The organism is Micromonospora sp. NPDC005203 (assembly GCF_042872705.1).
GTDB lineage: Bacteria > Actinomycetota > Actinomycetes > Mycobacteriales > Micromonosporaceae > Micromonospora.
Window position 1 is genome coordinate 1 of record NZ_JBIAKV010000002.1, and the last position, 23203, is coordinate 23203.

The window sequence follows — 23203 nt, forward strand, 5'->3', positions numbered from 1 at the left end:
ACCTCTGGTGTGCCAGTTGTCCTGCCAAGGGCACGGCTGGTTAGCTACGTTCGGAAGGGATAACCGCTGAAAGCATCTAAGCGGGAAGCCTGCTTCAAGATGAGGTATCCCACCCCACTTTGTGGGGGTAAGGCCCCCAGCTAGACGACTGGGTTGATAGGCCGGAAATGTAAGCCCGGTAACGGGTTCAGTTGACCGGTACTAATAGGCCGAGGACTTGACTACTAAGCTGCTACGCGTCCACTGTGCAACTCTGAACAAGCGAACACCCGTGAACGTGTGCCGGGTTTGTTTGATATGTTCATAGAGTTACGGCGGTCATGGCGGAGGGGAAACGCCCGGTTACATTCCGAACCCGGAAGCTAAGCCCTCCAGCGCCGATGGTACTGCACTCGTGAGGGTGTGGGAGAGTAGGACGCCGCCGGACAATCTTCCAGAAAGGGCCACCCCATCACGGGGTGGCCCTTTCTGCGTTACCCCCATCCGATGGTTGATCGACTCGGGAACACCGAAACCGCGGTATCCGGGGCCGCCTGACACCCCGAGTTCGCGAAAACCGAGTCGATCAACGCCGGGCTGGCTGAGGATCGCCATCGGGCTGCCTGAGGCTCGCCGCTACGCTCTGCGGTTGGGCGACGCGCTGATAGTCCTGGTCTTCTCCGGCTGCGTGGCAGGGATCCTGGGGATCCTGTGGTGGCTGGCGTCCCGGGTACGACGCCGCGGTATCGGTGGTGAGGTCATGGGCCCGTTCGAGGAGATGTGGCATCCGGCCGCACACCGTTTCCGTGCCGAGATCCGAGTGCAGGACACCCGGGTGGTGCCCATGCCACCGCAGGGTGGCCGGCGCCACGGCCAGGGCCGTGATGCCGGCGAGTAGACGTCAGAGCCGGTAAGACGTCAGCACCGGTGAGACCTCGGAGCGGGTAGGACGTCAGGAGGGCTTGGGCCCGCAGACGTAGCGGGGTTCCGCGTCGTAGCGCCAGGTGAACTTCTCCCGCTTGACCACCGCGCCGTCCTTCTTGATGACCCGGAAGGCGTCCTGGGTGAAGCCGTTGATGCCATTGGTCGCGATGCACGAGGCACCGGGTTCCAGGTGGATCAGCTTCGGCGTGGTGATGTTGCGACGCGGTCCGTACTCCGTTTTCACGCTGTCGTAGATCTTCGTGCTCCAGATCGACACGGTGATCGTGCTCGACGTGTACGAGGTGTCGATGAGGACGCCGTACTCCGTGTTGTTGCGGAATTTGAAGTCCAGGTCCGGCCAGAAGATCGTCGACTCGATGACCGCCGGGTAGCGGTCGAACCAGTACGAGTGGGGCTTGTGCTCGACGTCCTCCAGTCCGGCGTAGTAGGTCGCGTTGAACAGCGTGGTGGTGAACTGTGAGGTACCGCCGCCGACGCCCGGCACGAGCTTGCCGCCGAGGATGACCGGAGCGTCCCGGTAGCCCTGGGCGTAGCCGCGCTCGCCGGTGTGACCGTTCAACGAGAACGTCTTCCCGGGCAGGACGACAGTGCCGTCCACCTGCTTCGCGATGGTCGCGATGTTCTGGCTGCGCGACGAGGCCATACCGCCGGTGAAACGGGTGGTGAAGGTGGACACCCGCTCCTTGATGCCCAGGCCGGCCAGCTTCTCCGCGGTCAGCTCCGGTGGCGTCGGCTTCAGCTCGCCGGTCACCTCGCGGCCGTCCGCCTTCGGCAGGACCGCCAGCAGGTCCCGACCCAGGGTCGTGGTGTCCAGCTGCTGACCGGGTTGCCCATCCTTGGTGGTGGGCCGGCCACCGGCGATGGCCATCGTGGCGTTCTTTGGTGGCGCCTCGATGGCGGCCAGGCCGTCGCCGAGCGCCGCCCGCAACCGCTTGACGTCCACCGACGGAGTCAGCTTGCCGGCCTTGTCGGCGGTGAATCGCAGGCTCTTCGCGATGGCGGCGGGCGGGACCTGCACGGAACCCTTGTCGGTACGAAGGGTGACCGGTTTGGCGACCGCAGGCTTGGCCAACTCGGTGACCAGCCGGTCCAACTCCTCCGGGGTCGTCGCCGGGTGGCTCTCCACGAGTGGCACGGTGACCGGGGTGCCGGCCAGCCAGCCGGCGCGCACCACCTCGGCCGAGCGTTGCGGTTCCAGGCTCAGCCCCGGCTTGGGCTGCACGACCTTCGGCGTGGTGCCCTGGTAGGTGATGGCCGGCATCGTCATTCCCTGGGCCTGGTTGCCGAGCACCTTACGAAGCGCGTCGTCCAACCGGTCCACGTCGACGGTGACCACTGGGTCGACCGTGCGGGAGCCGACCAGGCGGCTGACCGCGTGCGCGTCGGCGGCGGCCGCAGCCGCGACGGTCGCCGGCACGTCGACCGCCAACCCCACCTCGGCCGGGTTGATCTCGGCGATCCGCCCGTCGATAGTGATCTTCAACGGACCGGCGAGAGCTGCCGCCCGCCGGTCCAGCTCGGCCCGCAACTCCCGGTCGGCGTCCGCGCGGCTCCGGCCGCCCAGTTCGGTGCCGAGCACGGTGGTGCCACGAGGAACGTCACCGGCGTACGCCCAGGCTCCGGCACCCGCCACGGCGGCGAGGACGCCACCGGTGACACCGGCGGCGAGCAGCATCCGTACCCGGCGGGGCCGGCTCGGGCCACCCTCCGGCTCGCCCGGGGCGGAGGTCGTCACCGAGCCGTCGTCCGGCCAGGTGACCGCGGTGACCTGCACGGTGGGCCGGTCGTCGGCGGGGGGACTGTTTTCGCCGTACAGCGTCACTGCAACCTCGATCGCCAGGGTGCCGCGGGAGGTACGCCCTCCCGGAGGCACCTACGGTAACCAATACCCGGCCGTCCCTGCGATTGCGCCCATCCGGTGCTGCTGGCGCGTGTCGCCCGGCGTGTCGTCGGCGCGCCGGGGGCGCTGCCGGCGGCCAACCGCAGACGTGGCACGGTGACCGGGTGGACACTGCGGAGCGGGTGTTGGCGTACGGCGGCGGTTGGTTGGACCGGGCGGGTCCCCTACGCACCGATCCGGCCCGGTTGAGCGCGCTGCTCGCCGAGTCGGGCACCGTGGTGGTGGCGCTGTGGCGGGACCGTTGTCTCGTCGACGCGGACGGGCCGGTCCGGCTCAGCGCGGAGCGGGCGTCGCTCGTCCGGTCCGCCGCGGGTGAGACGGTCTTCCTGGGGCTCGACGGTGACGTGGCCACGTTTGCCGTGGACCTGTCCGCACTCTCCGAGCGGGCCGCCGTCGAGATGGCCGGTGCGGCACGTTCCGTCGACGTGCGGGCACTGGTCGGGCGGCTCGAACCGGGTGACGCGGCCGTCCAGGCGTACGCCCGGGGTTTGTTGCACTGGCATCGGCAGCAGCGATACTGCGGGGCGTGCGGGTCGTCGGCCGTCGCGGACGGCGGCGGACACATGCGCACCTGCACCGGCGGTGACTGCGGGCGTCTCCTCTTCCCCCGGATCGAACCGGCGATCATCGTGCTGGTCGAGGCGCCCGGCCCACCGGGTCGGTGTCTGCTGGCCCGGCATGCGGGTGCGGCCGAGGACGCGTTCTCGACGCTGGCCGGCTTCGTGGAGGTCGGCGAGAGCCTGGAGGACGCGGTCCGTCGGGAGATGGCCGAGGAGGCGGGCGTGACCGTCACCGACGTGACCTACCAGGGGTCGCAGGCGTGGCCGTTCCCCGCCGGTCTGATGGTGGGCTTCCGGGCCACCGCCACGTCCGACGAGATACGCGTCGACGGTGAGGAGTTGCTGGAGGCGCGCTGGTTCACCCGGGCGGAGCTGCGGGAGCGGGTGGCCTCCGGCCGTACGCTCGGGCGGGTGGACGCCATCGACCACCGCCTTCTCGAGGACTGGTTGGCCGGGGTCTGAGCGGTTGGGCTGCTCCTGAGCCGCGCCAAACCGCCGGCCCTACCCTCGGCTGAACGGGCACGGCTCCAAGCGCCGGCGGTACGTCGTAACGCCGGCGCTTGGAGCCTTTGCTGGCTCAGAGCCGAGCCAGCGCCCGACGCAGCGGGTCGAGACCCAGCGCGCCCAGGTCCAGTGCCTGCCGGTGGAACTCCCGCAGGTCGAAATCGGCGCCCTTGCGGGCCTTGGCGTCCTCGCGGGCCTGGAGCCAGATCCGCTCACCCACCTTGTACGACGGCGCCTGCCCCGGCCAACCCAGGTAGCGGTTGAGCTCGAAGCGCAGATTCTCGTCCGGAACCCGGCAGTGCGCCCGCATGAACTCCCAGCCCAGCTCGGGCGTCCACCGCTCGCCCGGGTGGAAGCCGAACGGATTGTCCTTGGGAATCTCCAGCTCCAGGTGCATGCCGATGTCGACGATCACCCGTGCCGCGCGCATCGCCTGACCGTCGAGCATGCCCAGTTTGTCGCCCGGGTCCTCCAGGTAACCCAGCTCGTCCATCAGCCGCTCCGAGTAGAGAGCCCAGCCCTCGCCGTGCCCGGAGACCCAGCAGAGCAGCCGCTGCCAACGGTTGAGCAGGTCGGCGCGGACGGCGGTCTGCCCCACCTGAAGATGGTGACCGGGCACGCCCTCGTGGTAGACCGTGGTCACCTCTCGCCACGTCGAGAAGTCACTGATGCCCTGCGGCACCGCCCACCACATCCGACCCGGGCGGGAGAAGTCCTCACTGGGACCGGTGTAGTAGATCGCGCCGTCGCTGGTCGGGGCGAGGCAGCACTCGATGCGCCGGACCTGCTCCGGGATGTCGAAGTGGGTGCCGTGCAACTCGGTGATCGCCTTGTCGGCGAGGGCCTGCATCCAGTCCCGGAACGCCTCCTTGCCCTGGATGGTCCGCGCCGGGTCGGCGTCCAACCTGGCCACGGCCTCGTCGACGGTGGCACCGGAGCCCGCGATGCGTCCCGCGACGACCCGCATCTCCGCCTCCAGGCGGGCCAGCTCCGCGAAACCCCAGGCGTACGTCTCGTCCAGGTCGACCTTGGCACCGAGAAAGTACTGCGAGGCGAGCTCGTAGCGCTCCCGACCAGCGGCCTGCTTGTCCCGCCCGTGCGGGGCGAGTTCGGTACGCAGGAACTGGCCGAACTCGGCGGTCGCCGCAGTCGCCGCCGCCGCCCCCCGCCGTAGTTCCGCGCCGAGCGAGCCCTCGGCGCCCAGCCGCTCGACCAGCCCGTGGAAGAAGTTGTCGCCGGTCGGGTCGACCCAGACGTCGCACTGCTTGGCCACCTCGACCAGCTGCACCTTCGAGCTGACCTGACCGGAGGCGAGCGCCTTACGCAGGGTGGTCTTGTAGCCGTCCAGCGCGGCGCCGAAGCCGTTGAGCCGGGCGGCGATGTTCGCCCGATCGTCGCTGGTCGCGGTCGGCATCAGGTCGAACACCATGCGGATCTCGTGCAGTCCGCTTTCGATCACGCTGATGCCGCTTGTGGTCTCGCCGGAGTCGTACCGGGCCAGGTCCAGGCCGAGCCGTTCCTGCATGGCCTCCTTGGCGATCCGCTCGGACTCGGTCTGCGGCTCGGTCACCTCAAGCTCGGTAAGCGTCCGGCGGGTGAGGTCCGCGCGCGCCCGGTAACCCTCAGGTGAGAGATCGTCGAGTTGGTCTTCATGGCCGGCGATGCCGACGAAGGTCGCGCCGGTGGGGCTCAACGGCGCCCACTCGGCCACATAACGGTTGGCGATTTCATCGATTCGTCCCACGCTGCGACCCTACGTGACCACCCCGCCTTCGTGTCGACGACGTTTGGCGTGTTCAAACCACTGACGTGACGAGCGGCGCAACGGCCGAAAGGCGCGCGACTTTGTCGGAGGGGTCCGGCAGAGTGTCAGGGGTGACTGCGGATACCACTCCTGACAAGGCACCGGTTCGCGCCTGGCTGCCAGGCTTCGTCGCCCTCGCCGTGATCTGGGGTTCCAGCTTCCTGTTCATCAAGGTCGGGGTGGCCGAGCTGCACCCGGTCCAGCTCACCCTCTACCGGGTCGTCGCCGGCGCGTTGACCCTCCTGGTTGTCCTCGCCGTGCTGCGCGACCGACTGCCCCGCGAGCCCCGGATCTGGGCGCACCTGACCGTCGGCGCCGCGTTCGGCGTGGCCGTGCCGTTCACCCTGTTCGGCTACGGCGAGCAGCGGGTCGAGTCGATGCTCGCCGGGATCTGGAACGCCACCACGCCCCTGATCGTGCTGCCGCTGGCGGTGCTTGTCTTCCGCACCGAGCGGCTGACCGTGCGCCGCGCGATCGGGCTCGGGCTCGGCTTCCTCGGGGTGCTCGTGGTGCTGGGGGTCTGGGAAGGCATCGGCGGCGCGCACTTCACCGGGCAGTTGATGTGCTTCGGCGCGGCCGCCTGCTACGGCGTCGCCATCCCGTACCAGAAGCGGTTCGTCGCCGGCAGCTCCTACTCCGGCCTGTCGCTCTCCGCGGCGCAACTCCTGCTGGCCGGCGTGCAGCTGGCCATCGTCACCCCGTTCGTCGCCGGCCTGCCGCCGCTGCCCACCGAGTTGTCCGCCGGGGTGGTCGCCAGCGTGCTGACCCTCGGCGCGCTCGGCACGGGGCTCGCCTTCGTCATCAACATGCGCAACATCCGGGTGGCCGGCGCGAGCACCGCGTCCACCGTCACGTACCTGATCCCGATCTTCGCGGTGCTGATCGGAGCCATGGCGCTCGACGAGCGGCTCAACTGGCACCAGCCGGTCGGCGCGCTCATCGTGCTGCTGGGGGTCGCGGTCGCGCAGGGCGTGTTCGGGCGCCGGAAGTCCCGCCCGGTGGTCGGTGTCGGCGCTCCCGCCGCCCCAGCCGCCGAGCCCACCGCACCCGCCGCCACCCTCACCGCCGAGCCCGCCCGCCACTGACCGGCTCGGCTCGGCTCGGCCCGGCCCGGCCCGGCCCGGCTCGGCCCGGCGCGGCTCGGCTTCGCGCGGCGCGGCTCGGCTTCGCGCGGCGCGGCTCGGCTTCGCGCGGCGCGGCTCGGCTTCGCGCGGCTCGGCTCGGCTTCGCGCTGCTCGGCTTCGCGCGGCTCGGCGCGGCGCGGCTCGGCGCGGCGCGGCTCGGCTTCGCGCGGCTCGGCTTCGCGCGGCTCGGCTTCGCGCGGCTCGGCGCGGCGCGGCTCGGCGCGGCTTCGCGCGGCTCGGCTTCGCGCGGCTCGGCTCCGCGCGGCTCGGCTCCGCGCGGCTCGGCTCCGCGCGGCGCGCGGCGCGCGGCGCGCGGCGCGTGATCGACTCGGCTTTATTGAATTCGGGGTGTCCAAGGCAGTAGGACAGGCCGATTTCCTTGAAGTCGAGTCGATCAAGGCCGAGCGGCCGGTCGAGTCGATCAAGGCCGAGCGGCCGGTCGAGTCGATCAAGGCCGAGCGGCCGGTCGAGTCGATCAAGGCCGAGCGGCCGGTCGGGCGATCTGCGCCGAGCGGCCGGGTCGGGCGATCAAGGCCGAGCGGCCGAGCGGCCGGGTCGCCGGGCGAGCAGAGCCGCCGTGGTTGGACGCGACGTTGGTCAGGCTCGCTCGTGGGTCCAGGCGACCAACTGCTTGGCCGACCAGGTGTTGACCACCGAGTCGACGGGGACGCCGCAGAGGGCGGCCCGCTCACAGCCGAACCGCTGCCAGTCGAGTTGGCCGGGCGCGTGCGCGTCGGTGTTGATGGCGAACCGGCAGCCAGCCTCCAGCGCACGACGGATCAGGCGCTTCGGCGGATCCTGCCGTTCCGGTCGGGAGTTGATCTCGACGGCGGTGCCGTACTCGGCGCAGGCGGCGAAGACGGCATCCGCGTCGAAGTCGCTCTCCGCCCTGGTCCGGGCGCGGTGCCCCCGGTCACCCGGCCCGGTCACCCCGGCCGGGCGGGACGAGACCATCCGGCCGGTGACGTGACCGAGGATGTCCAGGTGCGGGTTGGCGACCGCGGTCAGCATGCGACGGGTCATCTTCGCCCGATCGTCCTTGAGGCCGCTGTGCACCGAGCCGACCACCACGTCCAGCCGGGCCAGCAGCTCGTCGTCCTGGTCGAGGGAGCCGTCGGCGAGGATGTCCACCTCGATGCCGGTGAGGATCCGGAAGCCCTCGGGCAGCGCCGCGTTCACCTGCGCCACGTGGTCGAGCTGCCGGCGCAGGCGGTCGGCGGTCAGCCCTCGGGCCACCGTCAGCCGTGGTGAGTGGTCGGTAAGCACCAGGTATTCGTGGCCCAACTCGACCGCGGCCAGCGCCATCTCCTCGATCGGCGAGCCGCCGTCGGACCAGTCCGAGTGGGTGTGGCAGTCGCCCTTCAGAGCGGCGCGCAGCGCCGTGGCCTCGGCGTCGAGGTCACTGCCCTCGGTTGCCACCAGTCGGCGCAGGTAGACCGGCTCCTCACCGGCCAGCGACTCCGCCACGCATCGGGCCGTCACGTCGCCGACCCCGGCCAACTCGGTGAGCGTGCCGTTGTCTGCCCGCGCGGCCACCTCGGTCGCCGGCAGACCCGCCAACGCCTTCGCCGCCGACCGGAACGCTCGAACCCGGTACGTCGCCTCGTTTGCCCGCTCCAGCAGGAAAGCGATGCGGCGCAGGTCGGCGATGGGGTCCCGGGCCTTCATCCCACCGAACCTAGTCGCTGCGGGACCGGTCAGGGAGCCTTCGGGCAGCCGTTTCTGCGCTGCCACGCGACGACCTCGGCGGCCGGTTCCCGATTGCCACCACCGCGCCAGGAATCCAGGTACCGAGCCGGCCAGAGCACTCCACGCCGGATCCACCAGCCGTCCTTGCCCTTGCACGGTGGCGAGATGCCGAAGTGCACGTGGCAGACGTTGTTGGCGTTGCCGGTGCGGCCCACCTTGCCGAGCTGCTGCCCGGCGCGGACCCGCACCCCGGCGTCGACGCCGCTGGACACGACGCTCAGGTGCGAACCGTAGTAACGCACCCCGTCGTCGCCCAGCAGGGAGACCGACAGGCCGCCGTTGTCCGGACCCTGCGGCCCGCCCTTCGTATACCTGTCGACGCGACTGACCTCGAGCACCGTCCCGTCGGTCACCGCGACGAACGGTTCACCGCAGTTGGCGAAGAGATCCGTGGCGGGGTACGCGCCGTGTGTCGGGTGGTAGTCCACGTTGCCGGCGCGTACCGGAAAGACATGCCGCACCCCGGCGCGGGGTGCCGTGGCTGACGGGCTGGCCGACGACGGCTTCGGGCGGGCCGGACCGGTCGCCGTCGGCGTGGCCTTCGGCGTGGCTGTCGGCGACACCGCCTGGTCGGCGGTCGCCCAGACCGCCGACGGCGTCGTCGGAGCGGCGTCGCTCGGCGCTCCCGGTCGGGTGGTCGCGCAGCCGGCGGCCAGCACCGGGGCGAGAAGCAGCAGGATCGGGTACACCGGACGCGCGCGGCGGCTGATCGTCGGCGAGGGCATCCGGTCATCCTTTCAGAGCCGGTACCGTGAGCACGAGTGGCGCGCGTGAGGGAGGGCAGCGACGGTGACCATCGCCCGACCCGATCCTGGCCCGGATCCCGGTGCCGCGCACCAGGCGGCGCGTATCCCGTCGGGGCTCTTCCCGGCCGGTCCCCCGTCCCGCCCCACCTACCGCGAGCCGCACCCGGTCACCGGCGGTGGCGTCGCCGCCGGCGGTGGCGCGGCGGCCACCTGGCTGCTGCTGTTCGGCCTGCTCGGCACCGATGTGACGAGCTACGCGTGGTGGACGGTGTTGGCGGGTCTGCTGGCGTGGGTGACCGCGTTGGTGCTGGTCCGCCACGGCGATCGTGGGGTCGCCACCGGGGTGGCCATCGTCACGGCGGGTGGCTGGAGCATCGCCGCTGCCGTGGTGGCGGTCCGCTGGGCCACCAGCGGCGACTGGCCGCTGTGGTGATCCGGAGGGCTGCGGACGGTTGCGCCGTGTGCCCGGTTGGCTGCGTAGCGAACGCTGTCTTGACGTAGCCGCCGAGACTCGGCACGCTCGGGGCCATGGCCTGGACCACACCGCGACAGGACCCCGATCGCAGTCGACGCCGCCTGCAGTTGCTTGCCGAGTTGGCGGGCGCCCGCGCGGTCCGTCAGCGCAGCCGACCCCAGCGGCAGCGCACCGAGCGTCTGCGCGAGCTCATCGCTACCCGCCGTCGAGTAACTGGCTGATCAGACTTTGTCAGGAATGACCGACCTCTCGGGGCGTTGACGAGTCGCCTGCCGACCCGACCGGCTAACGTGCACGCGTAACGAGTCGACGCTGTGTCGAGGGCTATTGGGGGGACCGTGTCGTACTTCGCTGCGGCCGTGGTGCGCGACGACAGTGGCTGGACCGCCGCCGAGGTCAGCCTGCGTGGCGCCACCGACATCGACGAGGTCGCCGAGCGGCTGCGTGACGTCGACCAGGAGGCCGACGTGTCGCTGCTCTTCGTCGAGGCCGATGACGCGTACCTGGTGATCCTGCGTCTCGACGAGGGCGAGGACCTGCGGGTGTTCGGTTCGGATTCCGCGTACGCCGAGGAGTCTCCGCTGGGCGCGCTGCTGGTCGGTGACCTGAAGACCTCGGTCACCGGGCTCGACGGCGACGAGGAGACACGCCCGGCGTCCACCGGTGACGAGGAGAGCGAGCTGCCCGCCGTCGATCCGGAGGCCGATCCGGTGGGTGAGGCCGATCTGCTGACCAACCTGGGCATCTCCGCGCAGAAGCTGCTGACCCTGTGCACGCACGAGGGGATGCTGCCGGCGGATGTCACCTCCGAGATCTGCCAGGTGCTCGGCTGCGCCGACGAGGTCGAGGAGCTGCGTGAGGTCTGAGCCGGCGGACGCCACCGACCCGGCACTGGAGATGATCCGACCGGGGCAACCGACTCCCGGTGTGGTGGGACGTGCCGGACCGGGCGCGCACGAGGGCCTGGCCGACCCGGGTGCGGTCGGCCGTCGCCAGCGGCACGAGCTGTGGATGCGCCGCGCCCTGCAGGTCGCCGTCACCGGCACCGCCGGCGCGGCGGCGGGCACCACCGACGTGGACGACGTGCCGGTGGGGGCGGTGCTCTACGGACCGGACGGGACCGAGTTGGCCATCGGGCGCAACGAACGGGAGCTGACCGGCGACCCCACCGCCCACGCCGAGGTGCTGGCCCTGCGCCGGGGTGCCGAGCGGACCGGCCGGTGGCGGCTGGACGGCTGCACCCTGGTGGTCACCCTGGAACCGTGCACCATGTGCGCGGGGGCGCTGGTGCTGGCCCGGGTCTCCACGGTCGTCTTCGGCGCGTGGGAGCCCAAGACCGGCGCGGCCGGATCGCTCTGGGACGTGCTCCGCGACCGCCGGCTCAACCACCGGCCCGAGGTCTACGGCGGGGTGCTGGAGACCGAGAGCGCGGCCGTCCTGCGCGCCTTCTTCCGCTGAGGTCGTCGGCTCAGGCCGCGGGCAGGGTGACCGTGACGATCAGGCCGCCCGCCGGGCGGGGCTGCGCCTCGACGGTGCCACCGTGTGCGCGGGCCACCGCGCGGACGATGGACAACCCCAATCCGAAGCCCCGCGCACCGGCGACCCGCTCCCGCGACAGCCGGCGGAACGGCTGGAACATCGGTTCGATGTCGTAGCCGGCGATCGCCGGACCGGTGTTGGTCACCGTCAGGGTGGCCTGGCCGTCGGTCCGGCCGGTGCGCACCTCGACCCAACCGTCGGCGCGCAGGTTGTGCCGCACCGCGTTCTCCACCAGGTTGACGGTGAGCCGTTCCACGAGCACCGGGTCACCGCTGACCGGGGCCGGTGCCAGCGACCGGCGTATCGGGACATCGGGTGCCTGCTTCTCAGCCTGGTCGATGACGTGCGCACAGACCTCGGCCAGGTCGATCGGCGTACGGTCGGTCAGCTCGTTCTCCGAGTCGGCAAGGGTCAGCAGGCCATCGATCAGCCGTTCGTGCCGCTCGTTGATCGCCAGCAACGACTCACCCAGCCGACACGTCTCCGCCGAGGCCTCCGGCCGACTGACCGCCAGCTCCACCAGGGCACGGTTGAGGGCCAGTGGGGTACGCAGCTCGTGCGAGGCGTTCGCCACGAACCGGCGCTGCCCGTCGAAGGAGCGGTCCAACCGTTCCAGCATCTCGTCGAACGTGTCGGCGAGTTCGCGTACCTCGTCGCGGGGGCCGGTGAGCGCGATCCGCTCGTGCAGACCACGGCCGGCGGTGTCCGCGCCGGCGATCCGCCGGGCCGTGTCGGTGACCTGGTGCAGCGGCTGCAACGCCCGGCCGGCGAGCAGCCAGCCGAAGGCGATCGCCACCGCCGACACCACGATCAACGCGATGCCACCCTGGGTGAGCAGGGACTCCAGGGCGTTGCGCTTGGCCTCGTCCTGCGCCTCCTGCAACAGGGCGCGCACATTGTCGATGTTCTGTCCGCTGGGCGTCGTGGGGGCGGTCTTCGGCAGGTCGCTCAGTTTCACCCCGAACGGCTGGGGCATCCGCTGATCCACGAGCACGTACGTGACGGCCAGCAGGACCACACCGGCCAGCAGGAAGAGCCCGCCGTAGATCAGGGTGAGTCGGGCGCGGATGGTCAGGCGCTTCATCGGATCTGATACCCCGCTCCGGGCACCGTCTCGATGACCGGCGGGTCGCCGAGCTTGCGGCGCAGCTTCATCACGGTGACCCGGACGACATTCGTGAACGGGTCGATGTGCTCGTCCCAGGCACGTTCCAGCAGGTCTTCGGCGGAAACCACGGCGCCGTCGGCGCGCAGCAACTCGACGAGCACCGCGAACTCCTTGCGGGACAGCGCCACGTGCCGGTCGTCGCGGCGTACCTCGTGCCGGGCCGGGTCGAGCTGGATACCGGCGCGACGCAGCGTCGGCGGGGCCGCCGGACGGGCGCGCCGGGTCAGCGCGTGCACCCGAGCCGACAACTCGACAAGGGCGAACGGCTTGGTCAGGTAGTCGTCGGCGCCGAGCGCCAACCCCGCCACCCGCTCCCGGACCGCTGCCGCCGCAGTCAGCATCAGGACCCGGGTCTCCCCGCCCGCGTCCACGATCGCCCGGCACACGTCGTCGCCGTGCACCACCGGCAGGTCCCGGTCCAGGACCACCACGGCGTACTCGTTGACGCCGAGCCGCTCCAGCGCGGCGTCACCGTCGTACGCCACGTCGACCGCGAACGACTCCCGACGCAGCCACTCCGCGATGGCGTCCGCCAGCACGGTCTCGTCCTCGACCACAAGCACTCTCACCCCTCCATGGTCCTCGGGGTGCGGTAACGGCGGCGTAACCGCTGACGGTAACGCCGGGGATACGTCCGCTGCCGTGCACTGGGTGCCGACTCCGACGAGTCGCGTCGGACCCACAGCGGAGGTGGACACCATGCGGCGACAGATGCTCGCGATACCCGTCCTGCTCGCCCTGGCGTTGGCCGGGTGCGGCGGGGGAGGCGACGACGGCGGCGGGGTGGCGACCGCCGGTGGGGCGACGACAAGCGCCACGGCGAGCGGCGCGCCGGTCAGCGACTCGGACAAACAGCTCGCCTTCGCCAGGTGCATGCGGGAGAACGGGGTGGACATGCCCGACCCGGAGGCGGGCGGCCGTCCGGGCTTCCGGTTCGGCGCGGACGTGGATCGGCAGAAGGTCCAGGCGGCCATGGAGAAGTGCCAGGACAAGCTGCCCAACGGTGGGCAGGGACCGCAGCTCAACCCCGAGCAGGCCGAGCAGATGCGCGCGCTTGCCAAGTGCATGCGGGAAAACGGGGTGCCGGACTTTCCGGACCCGGACGCCGACGGCAGGGTCCGCATCGGGCAGGGGGGCAACGCGATCGACATCAGCGACCCGGCCATGAAGGCCGCGATGGAGAAGTGCCGGCAGAACGCGCCACAGTTCGGGGGCGGCCGGTGACCGGCGTTTCCCGACGCGTACGGCTGCGCGCCGCCGTCATCGGCGGCATCGTCCTGCTGGTCGCCGCCGTGGGCGTGAGCGCCGCGGTGGGCTTCGGCGGCGGCGGAGACCGTGCCGAGGCCGGCGGCGCACCACCGGCCACCGCGACCGTCACCCGGCAGACCCTCGCCGACTTGGAGACCACCGAGGGCAAGTTGGGGTACGGGGCGACGCGTACCGCCACGGCGCGGCTCAGCGGCACCGTCACCGCGTTGCCGCCGACCGGGTCGACGGTGCAGCGGGGGCGGGCGCTCTACTCGGTCGACAACGAGAAGGTGGTGCTCCTCTACGGCGGGTTGCCCGCGTACCGGACGCTCGCCCCCGGCATGGAGGGCCCCGACGTCGCGCAGTTCGAGCGGAACCTCAGGGCGTTGGGCCACACCGGCTTCACCGTCGACGACGAGTACACCGGCGCCACCGCCGACGCCGTCCGCGACTGGCAGGAGGACCTCGGCCTGCCCGAGACCGGCCGGGTCGAGGCGGGCCGGATCGTGTACGCCGACCGGGAGGTCCGGGTGGAGAGCCACCAGGCGGACGTCGGTGATCTCACCCAACCCGGCCAGGCGGTGCTCGCCTACACCGGCACCAGCCGCCTGGTCACCGTCGAGTTGGACGTGGACGACCAGCGGCTGGCCAAGCGCGACGCGAAGGTCACCGTGCGGCTGCCGGACGCCCGGACGGTGGCGGGCACGGTCAGCACGATCGAGACCGTCATCCAGGCCGGCGCGGCCGGAGAGAACGGTCAGTCCGGCGACGCCGAGACGAAGATCGAGGTGACCGTCGCGGTCGCCGACCCGAAGGCCCTGGCCGGCTTCGACCGGGCCAGCGCCGACGTCGTGTTCACCGCCGCGGAGCGCCCGGACGTCCTCACCGTGCCGGTGTCGGCGCTCCTCGCGCTCGCCGAGGGCGGGTACGGCGTCCAACTCGCCGAGGGGGAGGCGAGCCGGGTCGTCGCCGTGACCACGGGCCTGTTCGCCGACGGCCGGGTGGAGGTCACCGGCGCGGACCTCACCGAGGGCACGACGGTGGTGGTGCCGAGATGACCGGCGACGTGATCGTGCTCGAGCGGGTCAGCAAACGGTACGCCGGCGACGTTGTCGCCCTGGATGACGTGTCGTTGCGGATCGGCCACGGGGAGCTGGTGGCGATCGTCGGACCGTCCGGGTCGGGCAAGTCGACGATGCTGCACCTGATCGGCACCCTGGACCGGCCGTCGTCGGGCAGCGTGCTCATCGACGGGTACGACGCGGCGAAGCTGACCGACCGGGAGCTGTCCGCTCTGCGGGCCACCCGGATCGGCTTCGTCTTCCAGCAGTTCCACCTGGCCCCCGGCGTCCCGATCGTGGACAACGTGGCCGACGGGTTGCTCTACTCCGGCGTACCCCTGCGACGGCGGCGCGAACGCGCGCAGGCCGCGCTGGTCCGGGTTGGCCTGGGCCACCGGCTCGGGCACCGGCCGCACGAGCTGTCCGGCGGGGAACGGCAGCGGGTGGCCGTGGCGCGGGCGGTGGTCGGCGAGCCGACGGTGCTGCTCGCCGACGAGCCGACCGGCAACCTGGACTCCGCGTCCGGTGCCGGGGTGCTGGAGTTGCTGCACGAGCTGCACCGGTCCGGCACCACCGTCCTGGTGATCACCCACGACCGGGAGATCGCGGAGGGGCTGCCCCGGCAGGTGCGGATGCGCGACGGCGCGGTGCGGCACGACTCGGCCGCTACGCCGGGCGGGGTCGGCTGATGGCGACGTTGACCCCGGCCCGGCTGGGACCGGCGGACGTCCTGCGGGTCGGCGGGGTGGGCCTGCGGACCCGTCCGCTGCGGGCGTTCCTCTCCGCGCTGGGCATCGCCATCGGTATCGCGGCGATGATCGCGGTCGTCGGGATCTCGTCGTCGTCCCGGGCGGAGCTGGAGCGCGCGCTCGACGCGCTCGGCACCAACCTGCTCACCGTCGAGCCGGGCAACACCCTGTTCGGGGCGGACGCCCAACTGCCCGACGAGTCGGTCGCCATGATCGGGCGGATCGGCCCGGTGACCGAGGTGTCCGCGACCGGGCAGGTCGCCGACGCCAAGGTCTACCGTTCGGATCGGATCCCGGCCGCGCAGACCGGTGGCATCGCCACCCGGGCCGCCCGGCTGGACCTGCTCGGCACCGTCGGGGCCGAGCTGACCAGCGGCACCTGGCTCAACGAGGCGACCGCCCACTATCCGGCGGTGGTGCTCGGCGCCACCGCGGCGCAACGGCTCGGGATCATCGCGGCCGACCCGCAGGTGCAGGTGTTGCTGGGTGGGCGGGCGTTCAGCGTGGTCGGCATCCTCGCCGCCGCGCCACTCGCTCCGGAGCTGGACACCGCGGCGTTGGTCGGCTGGCCGGCGGCGACCGACTACCTGGGCTTCGACGGGCACCCCACCACCATCTACACCCGGGCGCGGGAGGCACAGGTCGAGGCGGTCCGCGCGGTGCTCGGCGCGACCGCCAACCCGGAGGCGCCGAACGAGGTCGAGGTGTCCCGTCCCTCGGACGCGCTCGCCGCCGCCGAGGCGACCGACGACGCGTTCACCGGGCTGCTGCTGGGCCTGGGCGCGGTCGCCCTGCTGGTCGGCGGGGTCGGCGTGGCGAACACCATGGTGATCTCGGTGCTGGAACGGCGGGCCGAGATCGGCCTGCGCCGCTCGCTCGGCGCGACCCGTGGACAGGTACGGACCCAGTTCCTCGCCGAATCGCTGCTGCTCTCCGCACTCGGCGGGATCGGCGGGGTGTTGCTGGGCATCCTGGTCACCTCGGGGTACGCGTTCTCCCAGGACTGGCCGACAGTGGTGCCGGCCTGGGCGATGCTCGGCGGGGTCGGCGCGACCCTGCTCATCGGCGGTTTCGCGGGCCTGTACCCGGCGGTGCGGGCCGCCCGCCTCGCGCCGACGGAGGCGCTGGCCGCCGTCTGACCGGCGCGCCCCGATGCGAAAGAGCGGGATGACGGATCGCGCCCGGCATCCCGCTCTTCGGGGTCCTGCCGTTCGAGCGGTCAGGCGACGATCGTGTCGAGGGCGATCTCGACCATCTGGCTGAAGGTCTGCTCCCGCTCCTCGGAGGTGGTCTTCTCGCCGGTCTTGATGTGGTCGCTGACGGTCAGCACGGTCAACGCGCGGGCCTTGAACCGGGCGGCGATCGTGTAGAGCGCCGCCGACTCCATCTCCACCGCCAGCACGCCGTAGTCGGCGAGGGTGTCGTAGAGGTCCGGCCGGTCCGTGTAGAAGGCGTCCGCCGCCAGGATCGGCCCGACGCGCATGCTGATGCCGCGCCGCTCGGCCACCTCGACCGAGGTACGCAGCAGCCCGAAGTCGGCCACCGGCGCATAGTCGATCAACCCGTCGAAGCGCATCCGGTTCATGTTCGAGTCGGTGGACGACCCGATCGCGGCCACCACGTCGCGCAACTGGAGGTCGGTGCTGAGGGCGCCGCAGGAGCCGACCCGGATCAGCGTCTTCACGCCGTACTCGTTGATCAACTCGTGGGCGTAGATGGAGGCCGACGGCATGCCCATGCCGGAGCCCTGGACGGAAACCTCGACGCCGTTCCAGCGGCCGGTGAAGCCCAGCATGCCCCGAACCGTCGAGTAGCAGGTCGCGCCCTCGAGGTAGGTCTCCGCGATCCACTTGGCCCGCAGGGGGTCGCCCGGCATCAGGACCCGCTCGGCGATCTCGCCCGGCTTCGCGCCGATGTGCGTACTCATGGCAAAGATCCTGCCAGGCCGGCGCGGGCGATACCGGTTCGGCGTCCGAACCGGCGGTCCTGTACCCTCGTCGGCGGTGGCGTGTCCGAGCGGCCTAAGGAGCACGCCTCGAAAGCGTGTGAGGGTTAACGCCCTCCGAGGGTTCAAATCCCTCCGCCACCGCTCACGAAGTGCAGGAACGCCCGGTTGATCCGCGAGGATCGACCGGGCGTTTTCGGTAGGTTGCCCCAGTTCACAGGCCAGACTGGTCGGCGTAGTTGCCGCCGGCGATCTCCCACGAGACGAAGTCCCAGTAGTTGTCCCCGATCATCGCCGGCGCATCCCACTCCTCGATGACCCGCCGCATCTCTTCCTTGGCGTCTTCCCAGTGGTCCGGGTCGCCACCGACGATCGCGGGCGCAAGGCTGGCGACCAGGCGTGACGAGCGGGCATACAACTCAAGCGACGAGTTCACGAACGTCCGTGACGGGATGTCGTCGACGACCAGCACCGCACCCGTGCCTGGATCGAGAAAGAATTCGCCCCCTAGCCCGTCGGTGGCGTATCCGAACCGCACCATTCCATCCCGCAAGGTGAGATTCGGGCCGAGGAGAAAGAGGTCATATTCGTCGAGCCGCAGTGCCTCGGGCAGATCGACGCCGGCCAGCCGCTCGCGCAACTCCGGCGACAGCCAATCCCACCCGTCGAGTTCGTCCAAGGATGCCATGGAAGGCAATCTATCGAACGTCAACCAGCCGCGCTGGCTCCCTTGCGGAGGGGACGCGGCTGGCTCGCCTGAGGGATTCGGTCGCACCGGCGTCTGGTGATGCTGGAAGGCGTCAGCGACGGATGGTTGGGAAGGGGCGGCATGTTCAGATCGGGTTTGCGTGCGACGACATTGGCGGCGGTCGCGGCGGTGGCGGTGGGGGCGGCACCCGCTGTCGCCCAGGCTCAACCGTCCGCGGCGACAAGCGCCGCCGCCGGGCGGTCTTCGGTCGTCGGGATAGGGCATTTCGTGTACGACGAGCCCAACACGGTCGGACATCGGATCTTCTTCGGCGTCTACGCGGTGGCTGCCTCCGACGGATCGGCGCAGGGCCAGTTCCTGTACCGGCACGAGCGGGCGGACGGCACGCTGGCAGCGCAGGGACGGGCCGACGTGACGTGCCTGCGGGTCACCGGAAACGTCGCGGTGTTCACCGCGATCGTCCCGGAGGGTCAGGGCAGCGCCAGGAACCACGGCTTCTACGTGAAGATCATCGATGGGGGAAGAGGGCCGGACCAGATCGTCGACGCTTAGGCGACGAATGGGAGCGAGCGACCGCCGACCGGCTGCTTCGACCCCGAGACGGACCTTCCTCCGGGATCGGCGACGAGACCCCGGTACCCGATTCTCGCGGGCGGGTACACCGTACGTGCCGCTGCGCCGAGCCGAGCGGGTGCCGTCGAGTACGCCGAGGCGCTCACGCCGGCTCAGCAACGGCTCGCCGACGACATGGTCCGGGTCTGGAGCGACTTCGCCCGGACGGGCCGGGCCGGTTGGCCCCGACTGCACGGTACCGCCCCCTACGTGCGGGTTTTCGCTGATGGCGGGGCATCGGGCACGACGACCTTCGCCGCGGCCCACTCGTACGACTCCTGACGGTCGTTGCGCTGACGCCGTCGCCCGGCCGCGCGTGAAGGGCGTTGGTCAGCACGGGCCCGCACCCTCCTCGAAGAGGCGGCGGGCCCAGTCGGCGTACCCGGCGATGGTTTTTCGGACCGTGCGGCCGTCGTGCAGGAAGAGGTACGCGCGGTCGCCGCTGCCGGCGAGCAACCCGTCCAGCCGATGCGTCCCCTGTGGAGCGCGCAGTCGGGTGACCAGTGGGTAGCGCGCCCAGACCTGGCCGATGGGCGACCCGGCGGTGATGCCCTCCGGTGTCCGCATCGGGTCACCGACCCAGAGCAGCACCAGTTTGTCCTCTACGAAGACCGGGCTGACGGTGTCGTGACCGACAAGCGTCGGCCCGCAGGCATCCATATTGGTCAGCAGGATGCCGCGTCGGGCCAGCTCCTGCTCGGTGTCACCGAACTCGATGTTGCGCAGGCCGTTCAGGTCGATGATCTCCACGCTGCCGGTGGGCCGGCCGCCCGGGATCGGCCCGGTCGGCGGCACTCCGCTGCCAGCGATCGAGGCAGCCGTCATCAGCGTGGCAATAAACGCAAATTGTCGCAATTTCATGGAATCCCCCAGTCCCCAACGGGATGGGAGCGTTCAGGTTGCTGCCGGTCCCCGTATTTCTGAACGCCCTGCGGGATGTGTCTCGAAAAAGCCGGTGTTGTGTCCGCGGATGGTGGCTGCCGGGTGCAGGAATGCGAAGGCGCGGTCAAGTAGCGCGGCCCGGCCGGCGGTGCCGTCGGACCGCAGCCATTCCTGCGAGACCGTGTCGAGGATCGCGGCCGCGGCGTTGGTGAGTAGTTCCGCGTCGAACGAGTCGAGGTGCACGCCCGGTCGATCGCGCAGCGCGTCGCTGACGTGTCGGCGCCACTGTGCCCGCTTCTGATAGAGGCGGGCACGCAGCGACGGGGTCGATTCGATCAGGCGGAGGCTGGCCAGCGCCTGCTCGGACGTGTGGATCTGCTGCTCCCACTGGCGTAGCACCTGGTGCAGGGACTGCCACGGGTCCTCGTCGGCGGGCCGTGCGCGGATGTCGTCGACGACCTGTTCGCCGGTGACGTCCACCCCGCCGAACACGGCGTCTTCCTTCGCCGGGAAGTAGCGGAAGAAGCTCCGTTTGGTCAGCCCGGCGGCCTGGGCGATCTCGTCGACCGTTGTCTCGTCGAACCCGCGTGCCGCGAACAGGTCCAGCGCCACCCGGGCGAGCTCTGCGCGAACCGCGCGCCGCGTCCGTTCACGTAGTCCGTCAGCCACGCACCGAAGTCTACTTCACAACATTGCATGTCGATCCTGTCACCCGGTGTCGTATATTGATGGCGACCTGAGCAGAGGGAGGCGACGGCGATGACGCTGAACGGCAAAACCGTCCTGGTGACCGGTGGCACTGGCGGAATCGGCAAGGAGACCGCCCGCGGGCTGGCTCGGCTCGACGCTCGTGTCGTCCTCGTCGGGCGCGACCCTGGCCGGGCAAGCGCTGCCGCCGTCGAGCTCCAGCGCGACACCGGCAATGGCAACATCGACACGCTTACCGCCGACCTGACCCGGCGACGTGATCTGCGTCGACTGGCCGACCGGGCGACCGCTCGGTACGGCAGCGTGGACGTGCTGATCAACAACGTCGGCGTGGCCAGGGAACGACGCGAACTGACCGAGGACGGCATCGAGGCCGCCTTCGCCGCCAACGTCATCGCGCCGTATCTGCTGACCCGCCTGCTGCTGCCGGCGCTGCAAGGTGTCCCAGCGGCCCGCGTCATCAACATCACCGGCGGCATTCCCCGAGGACGAATCGACCTCGACAACCTGCAAGGCGAGAAGTCCTATGTCGGGCTGTCGTTCTACAACCAGACCAAGTTGGCGCTGATGGCGATGAGCTACACGTTCGCCGAACGCCTGACCGGGACTGGCGTGACCCTCAACGTGGCCTACCCCGGCCACGCGTACACGTCGATGAACCGGGGCCTGACCATCAGCACCTACCCGACGCTGGCGCGGCCCATCGTCCCGCTGCTACGTCTGGCGCTGCCGGTCCTCTACGGACACCGAGCGATGGTCAAGGCGTCAAAGTCGAGCATCTACCTCGCCGCCAGCCCGCAGGCGCAGGAAATACACCGGACCTACGTCAACAGCCGGTCCCAACGCACCCCATGGCCCGAGGCGGTCCTCGACAAGCACAACCGCGACACCATCTGGGCGCTCTGCGAGAAGTTGGCCGGCTAGGCCGACGTGGCGCTCAGTCACCAGCACGTCTGCGGAGCACGCTGCCCGCGCTCAGCGAGACGTGCCCCCACCGCGGGCCGCGGCACGCTGGTCGGGCCAACTCGCACGGTCAGCGGTCGCCCTCCCACTGCTCGACCAGTTCGTCCCAGTAGTCGGCGCTGAGCCGACGCCGCCCGTGTGCCAACCAGCCGGTGGTGTTTCGTTCCAGGTGCAACCCCAGCTCGGCGAACGGGTCGATCCACGCACCCGGCTCCGCGCCGAGTCGCGTCAGCGCCACGTTGATCGGCCACTGCTCGCGCGGGGCGTCGAGGACGTCGTCGAACTGTGGACCCCACGACAGCGTCCCGCCCAGCCACACCGCCGCCGACTGGTAGCCGTCGCCGCCGAAGAACTCCGCCTCCAGGTACGCCACCGGACCCGACGTGGACCAGGCCGACAGCAACTCGACAAGCGGCGGCGACAACACCAGCCCGAACGGCTGCTCGGCGCTGGGATCGTCCGCCGCGTAATCCGGTAGCGACCCGGTCAGCTCGATCATCAACTGCGGGGTGATCGGCAGCAGCGCGAAGTCCTGGCGCAACTCACCGAGGACCGCGTGATCCAGCTCGGCGGTCTGCTCCCGGAGCAGCTCGGCGTCCGCGACCACCGCGCTGAGCTGGTAACCCATCAACCTCTCCGTCGTCCACAGCCTGTGGATAGAACATGTGTACGACGAGATCGTGCGCCCGTCGGCTCTCTGAACGGTACCGGTGCGACAGGCCTCACCCACCGACCATTCCCCGCGTCGAGGCCGACTCAGATCTTGGACAGTTTCGTTCAGGCGGAACGGAAACTGTCCAAGATCTCGCTGGGCGCGCGCTCAGCCGGAGGGGCCACCACGTCGTCGGAGCCGCTCAGGCCCGCCGGGCGAGCTGACTGACGAACGCCCGCCAGGCCGTCGGCGCGAAGGTGAGCGTCGGGCCGCTCGGGTCCTTGGAATCCCGTACGCCGACCACGTCGGGCAAATTGTCGGCGACCTCCACGCACGCGCCGCCGTTGCCGCTGCTGCGGCTGCTCTTGCGCCACCGGGCGCCGCCGTTCAGCTCCATGACTCCGCCACTTCCCTGATGAGATCGACCGACTGCCAGTGGGACAGCGCCTCCCCGCGCACGTTCTCCCATGCCGCCATCATGGCCGCGATGTCCTCGGGGTCGCTAGCGACTTGGCCCTGGAGTTGGTTGTCCAGGTAGCCCGCGACCCGGTGGTCATGGCTGTGCGCGATCACGAACGGCCCGTTGAGGCCGGCGTAGGCGCCGACCGCGCTGGGCACGACATGCACCCGGATGTGTGGCTCGGCGCAGGCCGCCGCCACGGCCAGCAGTTGCTCGTGCATCGTCGACCGGCCGCCCACCGGGCGGCGGAGGATCCCCTCGTCGATGACCGCCGTGAACTGCGGCGGGTCGTCGCGCTTGAGCACTCCCTGTCGGCCGAGCCGGACCGTGAGGTGCCGCTCGATCTCACCCCGGGGGATCAGGCCCGCGCCGCCCAGGACGGCGCGGGCGTACGCCTCGGTCTGGAGCAACCCCGGCAGGACGGTCGACTCGAACCAGCGCAGTGACACCGCCTCCCGCTCGATCTCCTGCCACGGACGAAACCAAATGGGATCACGACGTCTTGAAGTGTCCGGCCAGATGTCCGACACGTCCTTGTGGAGGGCCTCGGCAGCCGCCAGGCGGTGCCGAGCATGCGGGATGCGGCCCTCGGCCAACCACCGCCCCACGGTCTTCGGGTCGACGCCGACGGTCTCGGCGAGAGATTCGGTGGTGTGCCCGGTGTCGCTGAGCGCCACTCGCAACGCGTCGTTCACGGCCCCTCCATCGAGATGTTTCGAAT

25 protein-coding genes, 1 tRNA gene and 2 rRNA genes are annotated in these 23203 nt (G+C 70.8%); 15 read left to right on the top strand and 13 right to left on the bottom strand.

The features are described 5' to 3' along the window. The 3 genes from ACFYPM_RS05165 to ACFYPM_RS05175 all read left to right on the top strand — a co-directional run. Nucleotides 1-225: ribosomal RNA gene (locus ACFYPM_RS05165) — 23S ribosomal RNA — on the top strand; the annotation flags it as partial. A gap of 85 nt (nucleotides 226-310) precedes the next feature. Further along, nucleotides 311-427: ribosomal RNA gene (rrf, locus tag ACFYPM_RS05170) — 5S ribosomal RNA — on the top strand. A gap of 201 nt (nucleotides 428-628) precedes the next feature. Continuing rightward, a complete protein-coding gene (locus ACFYPM_RS05175; RefSeq protein WP_387191493.1) occupies nucleotides 629-877 on the top strand; it encodes a hypothetical protein in 249 nt (82 codons plus the stop codon). Between the two features lie 54 nt (nucleotides 878-931). Here the strand turns inward: ACFYPM_RS05175 and ACFYPM_RS05180 are convergent, their stop codons facing one another. Next, nucleotides 932-2746, bottom strand: coding sequence for a VanW family protein (locus ACFYPM_RS05180; RefSeq protein WP_387191495.1), 1815 nt, complete (start codon nucleotides 2744-2746; stop codon nucleotides 932-934). A 182-nt stretch (nucleotides 2747-2928) separates the two neighbouring features. On the opposite strand from ACFYPM_RS05180, the gene nudC reads away from it, so the two are divergent. Further along, nucleotides 2929-3846, top strand: coding sequence for an NAD(+) diphosphatase (nudC, locus tag ACFYPM_RS05185; protein WP_387191497.1), 918 nt, complete (start codon nucleotides 2929-2931; stop codon nucleotides 3844-3846). A 115-nt stretch (nucleotides 3847-3961) separates the two neighbouring features. Here nudC and ACFYPM_RS05190 read toward each other — a convergent pair whose 3' ends face one another. Then, nucleotides 3962-5632: a DUF885 domain-containing protein gene (locus tag ACFYPM_RS05190; protein WP_387191499.1), complete on the bottom strand. Its 1671-nt coding sequence runs from the start codon at nucleotides 5630-5632 to the stop codon at nucleotides 3962-3964. Between the two features lie 131 nt (nucleotides 5633-5763). Between ACFYPM_RS05190 and ACFYPM_RS05195 the strand changes: the two genes are divergently transcribed. Then, nucleotides 5764-6777, top strand: a complete 1014-nt coding sequence (locus ACFYPM_RS05195; RefSeq protein WP_387191501.1) for a DMT family transporter — start codon at nucleotides 5764-5766, stop codon at nucleotides 6775-6777. Nucleotides 6778-7413: 636 nt separating this feature from the next. Here ACFYPM_RS05195 and ACFYPM_RS05200 read toward each other — a convergent pair. Together ACFYPM_RS05200 and ACFYPM_RS05205 are read right to left on the bottom strand one after the other, a co-directional pair. Further along, nucleotides 7414-8484: a PHP domain-containing protein gene (locus tag ACFYPM_RS05200; RefSeq protein WP_387191503.1), complete on the bottom strand. Its 1071-nt coding sequence runs from the start codon at nucleotides 8482-8484 to the stop codon at nucleotides 7414-7416. A gap of 29 nt (nucleotides 8485-8513) precedes the next feature. Next, on the bottom strand, nucleotides 8514-9290 hold the full coding sequence (locus ACFYPM_RS05205; RefSeq protein ID WP_387191505.1) for a M23 family metallopeptidase: 777 nt from the start codon (nucleotides 9288-9290) through the stop codon (nucleotides 8514-8516). A gap of 70 nt (nucleotides 9291-9360) precedes the next feature. Between ACFYPM_RS05205 and ACFYPM_RS05210 the strand changes: the two genes are divergently transcribed. The 3 genes from ACFYPM_RS05210 to ACFYPM_RS05220 all read left to right on the top strand — a co-directional run bounded on the left by ACFYPM_RS05210 (nucleotide 9361) and on the right by ACFYPM_RS05220 (nucleotide 11244). Beyond that, the gene (locus ACFYPM_RS05210; RefSeq protein ID WP_387193325.1) at nucleotides 9361-9744 is read left to right on the top strand and encodes a hypothetical protein; all 384 of its coding nucleotides are present in this window, start codon (nucleotides 9361-9363) and stop codon (nucleotides 9742-9744) included. A 380-nt stretch (nucleotides 9745-10124) separates the two neighbouring features. Further along, nucleotides 10125-10652: a tRNA adenosine deaminase-associated protein gene (locus tag ACFYPM_RS05215; RefSeq protein WP_387191507.1), complete on the top strand. Its 528-nt coding sequence runs from the start codon at nucleotides 10125-10127 to the stop codon at nucleotides 10650-10652. 31 nt (nucleotides 10653-10683) lie between these two features. Continuing rightward, nucleotides 10684-11244, top strand: a complete 561-nt coding sequence (locus ACFYPM_RS05220; protein ID WP_387193328.1) for a nucleoside deaminase — start codon at nucleotides 10684-10686, stop codon at nucleotides 11242-11244. Between the two features lie 10 nt (nucleotides 11245-11254). Here ACFYPM_RS05220 and ACFYPM_RS05225 read toward each other — a convergent pair whose 3' ends face one another. Next, on the bottom strand, nucleotides 11255-12409 hold the full coding sequence (locus ACFYPM_RS05225) for a sensor histidine kinase (RefSeq protein ID WP_387191509.1): 1155 nt from the start codon (nucleotides 12407-12409) through the stop codon (nucleotides 11255-11257). Further along, nucleotides 12406-13062, bottom strand: a complete 657-nt coding sequence (locus ACFYPM_RS05230) for a response regulator transcription factor (RefSeq protein ID WP_357255565.1) — start codon at nucleotides 13060-13062, stop codon at nucleotides 12406-12408. The genes ACFYPM_RS05225 and ACFYPM_RS05230 overlap by 4 nt, the downstream gene beginning before the upstream one ends. A gap of 130 nt (nucleotides 13063-13192) precedes the next feature. Here ACFYPM_RS05230 and ACFYPM_RS05235 point away from each other — a divergent pair, with 130 nt between their 5' ends. The 4 genes from ACFYPM_RS05235 to ACFYPM_RS05250 are packed head-to-tail and all read left to right on the top strand — an operon-like array spanning nucleotide 13193 to nucleotide 16690. After that, nucleotides 13193-13717, top strand: coding sequence for a hypothetical protein (locus tag ACFYPM_RS05235; protein WP_387191511.1), 525 nt, complete (start codon nucleotides 13193-13195; stop codon nucleotides 13715-13717). After that, the gene (locus ACFYPM_RS05240) at nucleotides 13714-14799 is read left to right on the top strand and encodes a peptidoglycan-binding protein (protein ID WP_387191513.1); all 1086 of its coding nucleotides are present in this window, start codon (nucleotides 13714-13716) and stop codon (nucleotides 14797-14799) included. Before ACFYPM_RS05235 ends, ACFYPM_RS05240 begins: the two co-directional genes overlap by 4 nt. After that, on the top strand, nucleotides 14796-15491 hold the full coding sequence (locus tag ACFYPM_RS05245; RefSeq protein WP_387191515.1) for an ABC transporter ATP-binding protein: 696 nt from the start codon (nucleotides 14796-14798) through the stop codon (nucleotides 15489-15491). The genes ACFYPM_RS05240 and ACFYPM_RS05245 overlap by 4 nt, the downstream gene beginning before the upstream one ends. Continuing rightward, entirely contained in the window at nucleotides 15491-16690 is a 1200-nt protein-coding gene (locus tag ACFYPM_RS05250; RefSeq protein ID WP_387191516.1) for an ABC transporter permease, read from the top strand. The genes ACFYPM_RS05245 and ACFYPM_RS05250 overlap by 1 nt, the downstream gene beginning before the upstream one ends. 80 nt (nucleotides 16691-16770) lie before the next feature. On the opposite strand, the gene deoD is transcribed toward ACFYPM_RS05250, so the two are convergent. Then, nucleotides 16771-17478, bottom strand: coding sequence for a purine-nucleoside phosphorylase (gene deoD / locus ACFYPM_RS05255; RefSeq protein WP_121652465.1), 708 nt, complete (start codon nucleotides 17476-17478; stop codon nucleotides 16771-16773). Nucleotides 17479-17553: 75 nt separating this feature from the next. Between deoD and ACFYPM_RS05260 the strand changes: the two genes are divergently transcribed. After that, nucleotides 17554-17640: transfer RNA gene (locus ACFYPM_RS05260), tRNA-Ser, on the top strand. Between the two features lie 70 nt (nucleotides 17641-17710). Here the strand turns inward: ACFYPM_RS05260 and ACFYPM_RS05265 are convergent. Continuing rightward, nucleotides 17711-18184 carry an SUKH-4 family immunity protein gene (locus tag ACFYPM_RS05265; protein WP_387191518.1) on the bottom strand — a complete coding sequence of 158 codons (474 nt, stop codon included), beginning with the start codon at nucleotides 18182-18184 and terminating at the stop codon, nucleotides 17711-17713. 288 nt (nucleotides 18185-18472) lie between these two features. On the opposite strand from ACFYPM_RS05265, the gene ACFYPM_RS05270 reads away from it, so the two are divergent. Next, nucleotides 18473-18757, top strand: a complete 285-nt coding sequence (locus tag ACFYPM_RS05270) for a hypothetical protein (RefSeq protein WP_387191520.1) — start codon at nucleotides 18473-18475, stop codon at nucleotides 18755-18757. A 390-nt stretch (nucleotides 18758-19147) separates the two neighbouring features. On the opposite strand, the gene ACFYPM_RS05275 is transcribed toward ACFYPM_RS05270, so the two are convergent. After that, nucleotides 19148-19642: a hypothetical protein gene (locus ACFYPM_RS05275; protein WP_387191522.1), complete on the bottom strand. Its 495-nt coding sequence runs from the start codon at nucleotides 19640-19642 to the stop codon at nucleotides 19148-19150. A gap of 69 nt (nucleotides 19643-19711) precedes the next feature. Further along, nucleotides 19712-20368, bottom strand: a complete 657-nt coding sequence (locus ACFYPM_RS05280) for a TetR family transcriptional regulator (protein ID WP_387191523.1) — start codon at nucleotides 20366-20368, stop codon at nucleotides 19712-19714. A gap of 90 nt (nucleotides 20369-20458) precedes the next feature. Here ACFYPM_RS05280 and ACFYPM_RS05285 point away from each other — a divergent pair, with 90 nt between their 5' ends. After that, on the top strand, nucleotides 20459-21331 hold the full coding sequence (locus ACFYPM_RS05285; protein WP_387191525.1) for an SDR family NAD(P)-dependent oxidoreductase: 873 nt from the start codon (nucleotides 20459-20461) through the stop codon (nucleotides 21329-21331). A gap of 109 nt (nucleotides 21332-21440) precedes the next feature. On the opposite strand, the gene ACFYPM_RS05290 is transcribed toward ACFYPM_RS05285, so the two are convergent. The 3 genes from ACFYPM_RS05290 to ACFYPM_RS05300 all read right to left on the bottom strand — a co-directional run bounded on the left by ACFYPM_RS05290 (nucleotide 21441) and on the right by ACFYPM_RS05300 (nucleotide 23177). Beyond that, nucleotides 21441-21998, bottom strand: a complete 558-nt coding sequence (locus ACFYPM_RS05290) for a hypothetical protein (RefSeq protein ID WP_387191527.1) — start codon at nucleotides 21996-21998, stop codon at nucleotides 21441-21443. Nucleotides 21999-22224: 226 nt separating this feature from the next. Continuing rightward, a complete protein-coding gene (locus ACFYPM_RS05295) occupies nucleotides 22225-22419 on the bottom strand; it encodes a DUF397 domain-containing protein (RefSeq protein WP_387191529.1) in 195 nt (64 codons plus the stop codon). Further along, nucleotides 22410-23177 carry a Scr1 family TA system antitoxin-like transcriptional regulator gene (locus ACFYPM_RS05300; RefSeq protein WP_387191531.1) on the bottom strand — a complete coding sequence of 256 codons (768 nt, stop codon included), beginning with the start codon at nucleotides 23175-23177 and terminating at the stop codon, nucleotides 22410-22412. Before ACFYPM_RS05300 ends, ACFYPM_RS05295 begins: the two co-directional genes overlap by 10 nt. Nucleotides 23178-23203 lie beyond the last annotated feature (26 nt).

Coding starts and splice junctions, on each gene's coding strand:
- ACFYPM_RS05200 (WP_387191503.1), bottom strand. CDS start 8,484: ATGAAGGCCCGGGACCCCATCGCCGACCTGCGCCGCATCGCTTTCCTG.
- ACFYPM_RS05205 (WP_387191505.1), bottom strand. CDS start 9,290: ATGCCCTCGCCGACGATCAGCCGCCGCGCGCGTCCGGTGTACCCGATC.
- ACFYPM_RS05220 (WP_387193328.1), top strand. CDS start 10,684: ATGATCCGACCGGGGCAACCGACTCCCGGTGTGGTGGGACGTGCCGGA.
- ACFYPM_RS05225 (WP_387191509.1), bottom strand. CDS start 12,409: ATGAAGCGCCTGACCATCCGCGCCCGACTCACCCTGATCTACGGCGGG.
- ACFYPM_RS05235 (WP_387191511.1), top strand. CDS start 13,193: ATGCGGCGACAGATGCTCGCGATACCCGTCCTGCTCGCCCTGGCGTTG.
- ACFYPM_RS05245 (WP_387191515.1), top strand. CDS start 14,796: ATGACCGGCGACGTGATCGTGCTCGAGCGGGTCAGCAAACGGTACGCC.
- ACFYPM_RS05250 (WP_387191516.1), top strand. CDS start 15,491: ATGGCGACGTTGACCCCGGCCCGGCTGGGACCGGCGGACGTCCTGCGG.
- deoD (WP_121652465.1), bottom strand. CDS start 17,478: ATGAGTACGCACATCGGCGCGAAGCCGGGCGAGATCGCCGAGCGGGTC.
- ACFYPM_RS05265 (WP_387191518.1), bottom strand. CDS start 18,184: ATGGCATCCTTGGACGAACTCGACGGGTGGGATTGGCTGTCGCCGGAG.
- ACFYPM_RS05275 (WP_387191522.1), bottom strand. CDS start 19,642: ATGACGGCTGCCTCGATCGCTGGCAGCGGAGTGCCGCCGACCGGGCCG.
- ACFYPM_RS05285 (WP_387191525.1), top strand. CDS start 20,459: ATGACGCTGAACGGCAAAACCGTCCTGGTGACCGGTGGCACTGGCGGA.
- ACFYPM_RS05290 (WP_387191527.1), bottom strand. CDS start 21,998: ATGGGTTACCAGCTCAGCGCGGTGGTCGCGGACGCCGAGCTGCTCCGG.
- ACFYPM_RS05295 (WP_387191529.1), bottom strand. CDS start 22,419: ATGGAGCTGAACGGCGGCGCCCGGTGGCGCAAGAGCAGCCGCAGCAGC.